12 protein-coding genes are annotated in these 12232 nt (G+C 62.6%); 8 read left to right on the top strand and 4 right to left on the bottom strand.

Annotation, left to right across the window (positions count from 1 at the left end):
* The first annotated feature begins 566 nt into the window (after positions 1-566).
* From QN345_RS03145 to QN345_RS03120, 6 genes are all read left to right on the top strand, one after another.
* Complete coding sequence (locus QN345_RS03145; protein ID WP_322140625.1) at positions 567-1859, top strand: glycosyltransferase; 1293 nt, start codon at positions 567-569, stop codon at positions 1857-1859.
* The gene (gene gmd, locus QN345_RS03140; protein WP_322136533.1) at positions 1856-2887 is read left to right on the top strand and encodes a GDP-mannose 4,6-dehydratase; all 1032 of its coding nucleotides are present in this window, start codon (positions 1856-1858) and stop codon (positions 2885-2887) included. Before QN345_RS03145 ends, gmd begins: the two co-directional genes overlap by 4 nt.
* Before the next feature lie 2 nt (positions 2888-2889).
* On the top strand, positions 2890-3873 hold the full coding sequence (locus QN345_RS03135; protein ID WP_322136532.1) for a GDP-L-fucose synthase: 984 nt from the start codon (positions 2890-2892) through the stop codon (positions 3871-3873).
* 208 nt (positions 3874-4081) lie between these two features.
* Positions 4082-4618: a sortase gene (locus QN345_RS03130; RefSeq protein WP_322136531.1), complete on the top strand. Its 537-nt coding sequence runs from the start codon at positions 4082-4084 to the stop codon at positions 4616-4618.
* 193 nt (positions 4619-4811) lie between these two features.
* On the top strand, positions 4812-6125 hold the full coding sequence (locus tag QN345_RS03125; protein WP_322189289.1) for a UDP-glucose/GDP-mannose dehydrogenase family protein: 1314 nt from the start codon (positions 4812-4814) through the stop codon (positions 6123-6125).
* Between the two features lie 51 nt (positions 6126-6176).
* Positions 6177-6950: an HAD-IIB family hydrolase gene (locus QN345_RS03120; protein WP_322189290.1), complete on the top strand. Its 774-nt coding sequence runs from the start codon at positions 6177-6179 to the stop codon at positions 6948-6950.
* Between the two features lie 7 nt (positions 6951-6957).
* Here the strand turns inward: QN345_RS03120 and QN345_RS03115 are convergent, their stop codons facing one another.
* Complete coding sequence (locus QN345_RS03115; protein WP_322136530.1) at positions 6958-7266, bottom strand: hypothetical protein; 309 nt, start codon at positions 7264-7266, stop codon at positions 6958-6960.
* Positions 7267-7473: 207 nt separating this feature from the next.
* Entirely contained in the window at positions 7474-8367 is an 894-nt protein-coding gene (galU, locus tag QN345_RS03110; protein WP_322189292.1) for a UTP--glucose-1-phosphate uridylyltransferase GalU, read from the bottom strand.
* A gap of 200 nt (positions 8368-8567) precedes the next feature.
* Between galU and QN345_RS03105 the strand changes: the two genes are divergently transcribed.
* Both QN345_RS03105 and QN345_RS03100 read left to right on the top strand, forming a co-directional pair.
* Entirely contained in the window at positions 8568-9596 is a 1029-nt protein-coding gene (locus tag QN345_RS03105) for an LCP family protein (protein ID WP_322136528.1), read from the top strand.
* Positions 9597-10022: 426 nt separating this feature from the next.
* Positions 10023-10781 (top strand): GntR family transcriptional regulator, encoded by a 759-nt coding sequence (locus tag QN345_RS03100; RefSeq protein ID WP_322189294.1) that lies wholly within the window; start codon positions 10023-10025, stop codon positions 10779-10781.
* Between the two features lie 36 nt (positions 10782-10817).
* Here the strand turns inward: QN345_RS03100 and QN345_RS03095 are convergent, their stop codons facing one another.
* Together QN345_RS03095 and QN345_RS03090 are read right to left on the bottom strand one after the other, a co-directional pair.
* Entirely contained in the window at positions 10818-11180 is a 363-nt protein-coding gene (locus QN345_RS03095) for a hypothetical protein (protein WP_322189296.1), read from the bottom strand.
* A 158-nt stretch (positions 11181-11338) separates the two neighbouring features.
* Positions 11339-11845 carry a VanZ family protein gene (locus tag QN345_RS03090; protein WP_322189298.1) on the bottom strand — a complete coding sequence of 169 codons (507 nt, stop codon included), beginning with the start codon at positions 11843-11845 and terminating at the stop codon, positions 11339-11341.
* Positions 11846-12232 lie beyond the last annotated feature (387 nt).

Below are 12232 nucleotides of genomic sequence, written 5' to 3'. Positions count from 1 at the left end.
ACTCGGGTTCTGGGCCGGAATATAACACCTGGGCCAATGTCTGCACCGAATGCCCTCAGGACCCGAACGCGAAGCCCGGAACTGACTTGCCATGGATTCGTAACGAACAACAGCTCCGCGACAGCCCAAAGATAGATCACAAACTTAGGGCGGTCCCATGCTTCTCTCGAGCCAGGGGCTGCAGCAAGGCTGATGACCGGAATCTCACTTGGGTCCAGTTCATCAGACGGCCTATTCGTCATCTTGTCCTCGCCGTGTCGCGGATGGTCCTCCCGTGGGACACGCCCTAGGAGTTTCGGTCAACACCGTAAGCCTAGGGCCCACGTTCGCCTGCAACGGGGGTGGGAATCGCGCTCGGCTGACACGGGTACGGAAGGTCGTTCGGATGATGCCCTTACGTCATGAGAATGAAATCATGCTGTAACCCGAAGGGGGGAGGCCCGAAACTGGACGACGCTAGGGTGTTAGTGAGTTCAGGAGCGCCTGTTTCGGGACCGGGCACACCTCCAGTTTGAGTAGTTGAACTGACTTTGAGCAAGTATCAAGAACCAGAAAGCAGATCGTCATTGACCAAGCAGACTCAGCTGAAGGTGCTCGTCATCGGCCTGAACTTCTCACCGGAGGTCACCGGGATAGCGCCATACACGAGTGGGCTTGTTCAGGGGCTTGTGGAACGCGGCTTCGCCGTCGATGTCATAACGGCACATCCTCACTACCCGGAGTGGAAAGTGCATGCCGGCTATGGCGGTGGAAAGACGTCCGAATTTCTAGATGGCGTTCGCGTCACACGGTTGCCGCACTACGTTCCATCCAGGCCCGAAGGCCTAAAGCGTTTGGCTTCTGAGATTTCCTTTGGAATACGCGTCATGTTTGCGAAATGGGGTCGCCCAGACGTGATTGTGATGGTGTCGCCAGCGCTTTTTTCGACCGCCCTCGCGATGCTCAGAGCGCGGATGAGCCACCGAAAGCGCATTGTTAACATTTGGATACAGGACCTCTATAGCTTGGGAATGGCCGAAACTGGGACCGGTTCAGATTTCATCACCAGGGTAGTGACTTGGGTAGAGAGGGTCACGATCGCGGCAGCATCGGGCGTGGTCGTAATTCATCCCCGGTTCGCCGCCCACCTGGGTGAAAAGTTCGGCATCGGATCTGCGCAAATTGAGGTAATTCGAAACTGGACCCACCTCAAACCGACGCCACCCTTCGATTTCACCGCCGTCCGTGCGACTCACGGCTGGAATCCCGATGAGACCGTTGTCCTACACGCTGGGAACATGGGGGTTAAGCAGGCTCTCGGGAATGTGGTCGAAGCCGCACGACTTGCGGAAGCACAGGACCTCCCGGTCCGCTTCGTTTTATTGGGAAACGGAAGTCAACGAGACGCGCTCATCGCCCAAGGAAGAGGCATCTCTCGACTGCAGTTCATTGATTCTCTCGACGACTTTGGTTTCCAAAGGGCACTCGCATCTGCAGATATCTTGTTGGTCAACGAGAAGCTCGGTGTTTCCGAGATGGCCGTGCCCAGCAAACTGACGTCTTATTACAATGCAGGTCGGCCCGTGATCGCGGCAACCGATCGACGAGGGGTGACTGCGGCCGAAATCGAGTCAGCGGGGGGAGGAGTCGTTGTAGACGCCGAAGTCCCGCAGGCAATAATCGATGAGGCAATTGGGCTCCGGGACGACCCAGCGCGCGCTGCTTTGTTCGGCGCGAATGGAATGCGCTACCGCGCAGACGTCCTAGGGCAAGAAGTGGCCATTGACCGATTTGCTCAATGGCTAAGGGGCTTGACGTCAATGCAGGACCATGTCGATGGTCACTCGCGTTCGTTAGGCAAAGATGGAGGAAATTCATGACAAAGCGCGCTCTCATCACTGGAATTACTGGTCAGGATGGTTCGTACCTTGCCGAGCTCTTGCTCTCGAAGGGTTACGAGGTGCACGGGCTAATTCGACGTGCTTCGACGTTCAATACGGCCCGAATTGATCACCTGTATGTTGACCCGCACGACCCCGAGGCCAAGTTGTTCCTTCACTATGGCGATCTCAGTGACGGCAGCCGCCTTGTAACTCTGCTCGCCGAGATTCAGCCGCACGAGGTCTACAACCTTGCTGCGCAATCGCATGTTCGTGTGTCCTTCGACGAGCCCGAGCACACCGGTGACACGACGGGTATGGGCACCATCCGCCTGCTCGAGGCCGTACGCATGTCTGGTATTGAGACACGGTTCTACCAGGCGTCGAGCTCGGAGATGTTTGGGGCTACTCCGCCACCTCAGAATGAGGAGACCCCGTTCTACCCCCGCTCGCCGTACGGCGCAGCCAAGGTTTACAGCTACTGGATCACTAAGAATTACCGCGAGGCATATGACATGTTTGCCGTGAATGGAATTCTCTTTAACCACGAATCTCCGCGCCGTGGCGAGACTTTTGTTACTCGAAAGATCACACGCGCCGTCGCAGCCATCAAGGCGGGTAAACAGGATCATGTCTACCTCGGCAACCTCGATTCGATCCGTGACTGGGGCTACGCCGCAGAATATGTAGAGGGCATGTGGCGCATGCTGCAGGTTGACGAGCCCGATGACTTTGTCCTTGCCACCGGCGGAAACTTCACGGTGCGGGACTTCGTGGCAACCTCGTTCAGCCACGCCGGCCTCAAATGGGAAGATCACGTGCGCTTCGACGAGCGATACTTGCGCCCCACGGAGGTGGACGCACTCGTTGGCGACGCCTCCAAAGCTGAGGCCAAGCTTGGCTGGAAGGCCACGGTCGACACCGCTGAACTCGCCCGCATCATGGTGGACGCCGACATCGTCGCGCTCGAGCATGCGGGTGGCCACTGGATCGACGAGGTCAAGCTCGCGAGCTGGGGTACGAAGTAGTCATGGCTGACGACCGCGACCACGTCGAATTCGTGCCAGGAGTCCTGGATCGCTCAAGCCGGTTTTACGTCGCAGGTCATCGCGGCTTGGTCGGATCCGCGATCTGGCGCCGACTCGAGGCGGAGGGATTCACCGATCTGGTCGGTCGGAACTCTTCTGACCTGGATCTCAAGGACCGAGATGCCGTTTTCGCGTTCTTTGAGGAAGCGAAGCCGCGTTACGTAGTATTGGCGGCCGCGAAGGTGGGCGGGATCCTGGCGAACAGCACGTTCCCGGTCGACTTCTTGAGCGACAACTTGCGGATACAGGTGAACGTGCTCGACGCAGCCCTAAAGTATGGCGTCGAACGCCTCCTGTTTCTGGGATCGTCCTGCATCTATCCGCGTCTCGCCCCGCAACCAATACGAGAGGACACCCTCCTCACCGGACACCTCGAACCGACGAACGACGCCTACGCGATCGCGAAGATCGCAGGAATCCTGCAGATTCAGGCCGTTCGGCGCCAGTACGGCTTGCCGTGGATCTCAGCGATGCCGACGAACCTCTATGGTCCTGGAGACAATTTCTCACCGAAAGGGTCACACGTTCTTCCGGCCCTCATCCGTCGATATGACGAGGCGGCGCAGTCTGGCATCGCGACGGTTACCAACTGGGGGACAGGCACTCCACGCCGCGAGTTCCTACACGTCGACGACATGGCCGCAGCGTGTTTGCACTTGATGGAACACTACGACGGTCCCGAGCAGGTAAACGTAGGCACCGGGTCCGACGTGACTATTCGTGAAATTGCGGAGACAATCGCGCGGGTCGTGGGATTCACAGGAGAGACTCTTTGGGACACTGAGAAGCCGGACGGCACGCCCCAGAAACTCCTCGACGTCTCCAAGCTCGCAGACGCAGGCTGGACAGCTCAGATCGGGCTGGAAGACGGGCTTGTGTCAACGGTTCAGTGGTACCGGGACCACGTCACTAGCATTCGACAGTAGGGGTGTTGAGCGAAAAGCGAGCGCACGCCCGCGAGGCGTGCGCTCGCTTTTGGCCTACTCGGGTGTATGCAATGCAACGAAATGTTCACCCGATAGAAACACGCGAACTGGAAGCGGGCTGTGAATGTCCCCTAAAGTAGGGGGTAGCCTCACTCGAGGTCAGCCAGTGTCGGCGAAAAATCATTTGATCCACAGCAGGGATAACACCATGGCAAAAAAGATCCTGGCGGTGATTGGACTCGCAGTCCTCGCCGTTTTCGCAGTACCGGCCGCAGCTAACGCTGCCGGCTACGTCCCGGCAGCAAACGTTGCCGTCTCCGACAGCACCCCGGTTCCCGGCCAGGCAGTGACGGTCTCGTTCGACGGCGCGTCCTTCACGCCCGGCGAGAGCGTCTCCTTCGCTGTCACCGGTTCGGGCCTCGCCACTCTCTCCATCGTGAAGTCCGGAACCGCGACTCTCGTCAAGTCGGCCACCACCACCGGCGCAGCCAGCGTATCCGTCACGCTTCCGACGGATGCGACCGGTTCCTACACAACCACGGCCACCGGCCTCACATCCGGCACCGTCGGTACCGCGACACTCACCGTCGTGGCCGCTGACAACGGCGCCACCGGTCAGACCCTCGCCAGCACCGGCTATAACACCCCGGTCCTTCTGATCTGGGCGGCCGCTGGCGCGCTCCTCCTCGGTATCGCCCTCGTGGTTGTGCTGAGCTTCGTTCGCCGTCGCCGCGTAGCCGCGTAGCGTTTACTCAACAGGCAACTTCTTCCGACACTGTGTGAAGTTGATCGCCACGAAGTGAAACCCCCAGGAAGGCCCCGGACATCGTCCGGGGCCTTTCTTGACGCAGGAGGCAGGTGCGCTGCCGTCCGTTACACCGAGGTGAGTTCGATTCTCGGTTCCGCCGCCGTTAGGCTTTTTGTATGGAGTTAGACGTATGAAGATTTCTGTCATTGGTTGTGGGTATCTCGGGGCCGTGCACGCGGCCGCGATGGTCGAACTCGGGCACGAGGTCGTCGGTATCGACGTCGACGCGAAGAAGATCGCGCAGCTTGCCGTCGGACTTCCGCCGTTCTTCGAACCCGGCCTTCCCGAGATCCTGACCTCGGCCATGGCCACGGGTCGGCTCCGCTTCAGCACGGACATTGCCGAAGTTGCTGGCTCCCGCGTGCACTTCGTCGCGGTTGGCACCCCTCAGAGGCCCGGCAGCTACGCCGCGGACCTCACCTACGTGGACGCCGCAGTACAGGCGCTCCTGCCGCACCTCAGCGCGGGGGACCTGGTTGTGGGCAAGAGCACTGTCCCCGTCGGGACCGCCACTCGTCTCGCGGGCATCGTGGAAGCATCGGGAACCGGTGCGACACTCGCCTGGAACCCCGAGTTCCTGCGTGAGGGCTTCGCCGTGAAAGACACCATCAGTCCGGACCGCCTCGTTTACGGTGTTGCCGCCGGTGAGCCCGGCGAGCACGCTACCGCGCTGCTCAACGAGATCTACGCCGCCGCACTTGCCGCCGAGACGCCGCTCGTGGTCACCGACTTCGCCACTGCAGAACTCGTCAAGGTCGCTGCCAACGCGTTTCTCGCGACGAAGATCAGCTTCATCAACGCCATGGCCGAAATCGCCGAGGTCACCGGTGCTGACGTGACCCAGCTTGCCGACGCGATCGGCTACGACAACCGCATCGGGCGTCGCTTCTTAGGCGCTGGAGTCGGTTTCGGCGGCGGCTGCCTCCCAAAGGATATCCGTGCCTTCACTGCCCGAGCCGAAGAGCTCGGGCGTGGCGAGTCTGTCGGGTTCCTCAAAGAGGTCGATGCGATCAACCTGCGTCGACGCCAGCGTGCGATCGACCTCACCGTCTCGGCACTCGGCGGTAGCGCCTACAACGCCAAGGTGGCCGTGCTCGGCCTCAGCTTCAAGCCGCACTCCGACGATGTGCGTGACTCGCCAGCACTCGACGTTGCTGTGCAACTGCACGGTCTTGGCGCCAACGTCGTTGCGACTGACCCTCAGGGGATCGAGAACTCGCGGGCCCGGCACCCGCAGCTCACCTATTCGACCGACCTCGAGGAGACCTTGCGCGGCGCCGACGCTGTCGTGCTCGTGACCGAGTGGCCTGAATTCCGGCACCTCGACCCGGCGTGGGTCGGTGCCCTGGTCAAGAACAAGATCGTCATCGATGGACGTAACTCCTTCGACGCCGCCGCATGGCGTGCTGCCGGCTGGACGTACCATGGTCTGGGCCGTCCATAACCACACCGACATCGGGCATTCTCAGTATTCAGATAGGAACACAGCACGCTCATGACGACTCTTCCCCGCTTGGTGGCCTTTGACCTGGACGACACTCTTGCCGCCTCCAAGTCTCCGATCGATCCTCGGATGGCAGACCTGATGGTGCGCCTGCTCGGTGTTGTGGAGGTCTGCGTGATTTCCGGTGGCCAGATCGGCCAGTTCCACATGCAACTCATCGACAACCTCATCGACGTCGACGACGCCGCGCTGGCCCGCCTGCACCTGATGCCCACCTGCGGTACGCAGTACTTCCTGCATAAGCAGGGTGGCTGGACACAGATTTACGCGGAGTACCTCTCGGATGATCAGAAGTCGCGCGCGCTCGTGGCCGTAGAGACCACGGCCCGGCAGCTCGGCTACTGGGAGAGCGACACCTGGGGCCCGATCCTCGAAGACCGCGGTTCACAGATCACGTTCTCGGCACTCGGCCAGGCCGCTCCCGTGGCATCCAAGGTCGCCTGGGACCCGACCGGAAGCAAGAAGAACACCCTGCGTGAAGCGGTGCAGCTACTGCTGCCCGACCTCGAGGTGCGCTCCGGAGGGTCAACCTCTGTCGATATCACCCGACAGGGCATCGACAAGGCCTACGGCATGAAGAAGCTCGCCCAGCTGACCGGTGTGCCCCTCGACGACATGCTCTTCGTGGGCGACCGCCTCGACGAGAACGGCAACGATTACCCGGTGCTCGCGCTCGGGGTCGAGTGCTTCGCTGTCGAGGGCTGGGAAGACACTGCCGCGTTCCTGGAGACGTTGATTCCCAAGCTCGCCGCCGCATCCGTCTGACGAGTCGTCAGCCTCCGTCGACTGGGACGTCCAGGGTGCTCAGCGTTAACTTGCGCTCGAGCTTCCGCCATTTCGCGAGCACGAGGGTGGCCCCGTCGGCGCGGAGGTCTTGGACGAGCCCGATCGTGAGTACAGCGCGCTTCATCGAATTGTTCCAACCCTGCAGGGGGTAGTAGACCGAGACGATCTTCGGCACGGCCTTCGGGTTGTCGAACTTGTCGAGAACGAGCGGGTGGATCGATTTTAGGTCGACCTGCCAGGCGGCAGGAAAGGAGTCGGGCGAGGGTGGCGGCGTTTCGGGGCGCGGTGACGACATTGTGAATCCTCTGGTGACGATTGGCGGGGTCGGGGCGGAATCGTTAGTGCACTCTGGCCAGAATACGGCCGAAGAAGTACGAACGTGCTGAACTTTTACAAAGCGCAATGTCCGGGAAATGAACTCGTCACGCACTGCCGGTGTACCCACAAGAAGGGGCACGGAACCAGACGGTTCCGTGCCCCTTCGGGGTGCTGCGTGCTCCCGCTATTCGAGGGTCGCGGCGAACTCCTGCAGCCAGACGCGCAGGTCCGGGCCGAGGTCGGGGCGGTCGACAGCGAGCTGCACGATGGCCTTGATGTAGTCGAGCCGGTCGCCGGTGTCGTAGCGGCGACCGCGGAAGATGACGCCATAGACGCCGCCCGTGAACTGCGGGTTGACCGCCATCACCTGCAGGGCATCGGTGAGCTGGATCTCGTTGCCCTTGCCGGGCTTGGTGTTCTGCAATACCTCGAAGATCTCGGGGCGGAGCACGTAGCGACCGATGATGGCCAGGTTCGACGGGGCATCCGCTGCGGAAGGCTTCTCGACCAGGCCGGTCACCTTCACCACGTCGGGGTCGTCCGTGGTCGCGACGGCGGCGCAGCCATAGAGGTGGATGGCCTCCGGCTCGACCTCCATCAGGGCGATGATCGTGGCGTTGCGTTTGGTCTGCTCGGTGAGCATCTTGGACAGCAGCACATCGCGGTCGTCGATGATGTCGTCGCCCAGGAGAACGGCGAAGGGCTCGAACCCGATGTGCATCCTTGCACGCAATACGGCGTGGCCGAGACCGAGCGGGTCGCCCTGGCGCACGTAGTGCACGTCGGCGAGTCCGGTGGCGAAACGCACCTTGGCGAGGCGGTCCTGGTCGCCCTTCTTTTCGAGGAGGTCCTCGAGCTCGGTCATCCGGTCGAAGTGGTTCTCGAGCGCGTTCTTGTTGCGGCCCGTGATCATGAGCACGTCGGTGAGGCCGGCGGCGACGGCTTCCTCCACGACGTACTGGATTGCCGGCTTGTCCACGACCGGGAGCATCTCCTTGGGCATGGCCTTCGTGGCGGGCAGGAAGCGCGTACCCAACCCGGCGGCGGGGATGACGGCTTTGGTTATCTTCGTGGTCATGCCACTCAGGTTATTGAAGAAAGGTTACGGCGTCATTACGCGGTGATAGACGGCGTGTCGCCCCCCGTTTGCGGGTGTATTTGGGCTTTCGTCCCCCGGGACAGGGCTTGCGGCCCGAGCTATATTGTTTGCACCTGAAACGCACCGTTCTTACACCGCGACTGCTGGAGGCCCACCGTGTCGAATCCGAATCGAGAATCGTGACGGAGGCGGCCGCTGTACGCCAGCCGTCGGGGGTCTGGCGAATCACCTCCATCGTGCTCGTGCTCGTTCTGGCGGCGGCGGCCGGTGTCGCGAGCATCGGGTCCATCGTGGGGCGACTCTTCGACCTTAAGCTCCCCACCCTGTCTCACCCGTTTCCGGCGGATGCCGCCCGGCCGCCAGCATCGACCGGGCTCGCCGCAGGGGCGCAGAACATCCTGCTGCTGGGCTCGGACACGTGGGATCAAGTCAACGGTTCGCTCGTGAACATCAGTAAACAGCGCTCCGACACCATCATGGTTGTACACATTCCGGCAGACAGGCACCACGTCTACGTGATGTCGATCCTGCGGGACAGTTGGCTCGACCTGCCCGGCCATGGCTCGGACAAGATCAACGCGGCGCTCTCCTATGGCGGCGTTCCGCTCGCCGTGCAGACGATCGAGGGACTCATCGGCACGCGCATCGACCACGTCGCACTCGTGGACTACGCCGGGTACAAGGGGCTCACCGATGCGCTCGGCGGGGTGGACATCCTGAACCCGGTCGGTTTCCAGTCCTCCGCGAGCGATCACTACTACCCGTCGGGGATGCAGCACCTCACCGGCGACGAGACCCTCGCCTTCGCGCGCGAGTGGCGGGCGTTCCCCGACGGGGACTTCCAACGGGTGCGCAACCAGCAGCTGGTGATGCGGGCCACGCTCACCAAGGCGATGCAGCCGGAGACGCTGACCGATCCCGGCAAGGTCTCCGCCCTCTTGTCTGCGGTGCGTCCGTACATTGCCGTGGACGAAGGCCTCAACGTGGACTACCTGACGGCGCTTGCGGGGTCGCTGGCCAGCATCGGCTCGACGGATTTCACGTTCTTCACGGCGCCGACCAAGGGGATCGCAGTGTCGAGCGACGGGCAGTCGATCGTGAACCTCGACCTGGCGAAGCTCGCGACAGTGCAGCACGCGTTCCAGACGGATACCCTCGACACGTTCGAGCCAGAGTACCAGACCATGCAGATAGTCCCGGCGCCGTAGGTCCTGGGGCGGCAGTCGTACAGCGTGGCGTGGTCGTCGGGCCGGTTGCAAGGAAGTGACCTCTACCGCGGGGATGTGACACTGCGTGGCTGGCTCCTCAAGCCAGATTGTGCCTACGATGATCGCATGTTCATTCTCTTGTGCCCGAACTGCGACAGCCCTGTCGTGCGCGGGCCTTATGCCATGCTGGCGGAGCTTGACGTGCGGTCCTGGGTGGATCGGTGCCCGCGAGAGGGCTGCGGGTGGGAAAACTCGGGGATGGACCTGATCTGAGGCGAGGTCGACACCACAGCGGCGGGGGGAGCGCTAACACCGAGCGTTAAAGTCGTTGCCCAGATGGCGCTTCTGGACGATAATCGTGTTCACCCGAAAGTGTTCTGCGCGTTCAGAGGTTTTGCGCGCATGCTCGTAAGAAATGGATAGGCCATGACGTCAGTGCAGACAACCCAAGCCACACGTGCTCCGGAGGGAGTGACGGGCGGGGAGGCCGCGTTCGAGTACCTCCGTCGTCGCATCCTTTCGGGCGAGATCCCCGCACGAGCGGTGATCAGGGAGCAGTCCCTTGCGGAAGAGCTGGGTCTCAGCCGCACCCCGGTTCGTGAGGCTCTCCGCCGCCTGCACGAGTCCGGGTTGGTGGAATTCACGCCCCATCGCGGTGCGACGGTCGTCTCCTGGACGAAGGAACAGGTGCGGGACACGTACGTGCTGCGCGGCGATCTGGAGAGTCGCGCCGCCGGCCTGGCTGCGGCCCGCATCGACGACGTCACTCTCGCTCGACTCGCTGAACTCATCGTCGCGATGGACGATTTTGTGCTGTCCACTGACGACGAGGGTGTCGCCCGCCTGGGCGAGCTCAACGCCGAATTCCACCACGTTGTCATAGCGGCATCGGGGCATCAGAAGCTGGTCCGGCTGATCAACTCCGTCGGCCGTGTGCCGATGATGGCGGAGGTCTTCCGCCGTGAGGGCGGACATTTTCGGGCTATCAGCAACCACCACCATAGAGACCTCCTCGCCGCGCTCCGAACGCACGATGCGCTGTGGGCCGAAGCGACGATGCGCGCTCATGTACTCGGCGCGCGAAACGCGATTCTAGGCTGGGACGGTGCTGAGCCCGGACCTGGTGATGGTGCGGGGTTCGAGAATGCGGATGCGGGTCGTGGTGCGCGTTTTGATACTGACTAGGGGTCGGGGAACGGTGCACGCCGGGCTCGGACGGAGCTAGTAGACGTCGTCCCAGTGGTCTTCGGACGCCCAGTCGGCACTCGACGATGCGACCGCCCGTGTGGTGGTGATTCCGGTGTCGCGCTCGGAAGTGAGGACGTCGATTTGATCGCGCAGGACCGCCACTGCGCGGGACGTGTCACGTTCGGCCCCGAAGTCGTCCTCTGGAATGCTGATGAGTTCGCTGCCGGGGGCGACAAGAAGGTTGACGAGTTTTTCGCTGCCGTCCAGGGTGAAGGAGGGAACCACGAGCAGTTCCGAATTGTGGCCGTACGTGAGCAGCGCTGTCAGCTCCAGCACCGCGTCGGCAACGGCATCCGTGGTGAGGAACGTCATGCCGCAGAACGACATTCTCTTCATGATTCCCCCGACCTTCGCAGCGCCGAGGCTGCCCGGCTGATAAGCAAAATGCTAGGCCATTCCCCGGCCGACGGCCAGTAAGAAAAACCGGCTCCCGTCATCACGGCCGGTGCTGAACTTGCCCGGCGTCCCCGGCCGAGGTTCCTCGGGACGGTGAGTTAGACATCCGCAGCGTGGGTGCGCGGGCGGGCGATCTCGGCGAGGATCAGCAGCACGAGGCCGAGGAGGGCGCCGACGACGGCCCCGCTCGTGTTGGCGATGACGTCGTTGAGGGTCGCGAAGCGGTTCGAGAGGAAGAACAGCTGGCAGAGCTCGATTGTGCAGCTCGCGGCGAACCCGACGAGAATCGCCAACCACCAGCGCCGGGCGCCGGCGAGCACCACGATGAACACCCCGACCGGGATGAACAGCACGATGTTCGCGCCGAACTCGACCGTGCTGTAGCGGAACCAGCCCGGGGCGCCGTGCTGGTGCAGCCAGTTGATCAGGTGCAGCAGCGGGCCGTCGATGTTACGGTCGACCGGAACCGGCCAGAACGCGATCAGGGCGAGGGCGACCACGTAGACGACGGCGAGGGCGATCACCCAGCGGCGCAGAAGCGGATGCCGGTGCCCGGTCCCCGCGGGGACGGGTCGTCCCTGCCGTCCAGCGATCGTGTCGAACACCACAGCACCTCCCCGGAACAGAGCGGGTGAGCGACCGGTCCGACGGCGTCGGGTTGTGGACCACGTCACCAGCGATCCGTCCACTGTATGCCTTCCGGCTGGTCGCCCGCTGGAGTCCGCGCGAACCAATTCGACGGAGTTCTCGGGTTTTTGGCACGCGGGACGGAGGTTGAACCGGTTCCGAACGGAAAAAGTCCGTCGAATCGGTCAGGGGCGGATGTGGGGCGGCGCGCGGTGTTGGGGGAGGGGGTTAGCCGGTGCCGGCGCCGTGGTAGAACGCGGAGGCGCTCACGGAGTGCAGCGCGACGACCTCCGGTACGCCGGACCTGGCCCCGGGTGCGAGGTCTGCGGGACTGAGGGTATACGGCTGGCGGGCGTCGTTCGCGG

Source organism: Cryobacterium sp. 10I1 (assembly GCF_035019805.1).
GTDB classification, from domain to species: domain Bacteria; phylum Actinomycetota; class Actinomycetes; order Actinomycetales; family Microbacteriaceae; genus Cryobacterium; species Cryobacterium glucosi.
Note: the sequence above shows the minus strand (reverse complement) of the source record. Positions and strands in the feature narration are given on the sequence as shown.

What these genes read in the sequence shown, in the direction of transcription:
- gmd (WP_322136533.1), top strand. Translation starts at nt 1,856, where the DNA reads ATGACAAAGCGCGCTCTCATCACTGGAATTACTGGTCAGGATGGTTCG.
- QN345_RS03135 (WP_322136532.1), top strand. Translation starts at nt 2,890, where the DNA reads ATGGCTGACGACCGCGACCACGTCGAATTCGTGCCAGGAGTCCTGGAT.
- QN345_RS03130 (WP_322136531.1), top strand. Translation starts at nt 4,082, where the DNA reads ATGGCAAAAAAGATCCTGGCGGTGATTGGACTCGCAGTCCTCGCCGTT.
- QN345_RS03125 (WP_322189289.1), top strand. Translation starts at nt 4,812, where the DNA reads ATGAAGATTTCTGTCATTGGTTGTGGGTATCTCGGGGCCGTGCACGCG.
- QN345_RS03120 (WP_322189290.1), top strand. Translation starts at nt 6,177, where the DNA reads ATGACGACTCTTCCCCGCTTGGTGGCCTTTGACCTGGACGACACTCTT.
- QN345_RS03115 (WP_322136530.1), bottom strand. Translation starts at nt 7,266, where the DNA reads ATGTCGTCACCGCGCCCCGAAACGCCGCCACCCTCGCCCGACTCCTTT.
- galU (WP_322189292.1), bottom strand. Translation starts at nt 8,367, where the DNA reads ATGACCACGAAGATAACCAAAGCCGTCATCCCCGCCGCCGGGTTGGGT.
- QN345_RS03100 (WP_322189294.1), top strand. Translation starts at nt 10,023, where the DNA reads ATGACGTCAGTGCAGACAACCCAAGCCACACGTGCTCCGGAGGGAGTG.
- QN345_RS03095 (WP_322189296.1), bottom strand. Translation starts at nt 11,180, where the DNA reads ATGAAGAGAATGTCGTTCTGCGGCATGACGTTCCTCACCACGGATGCC.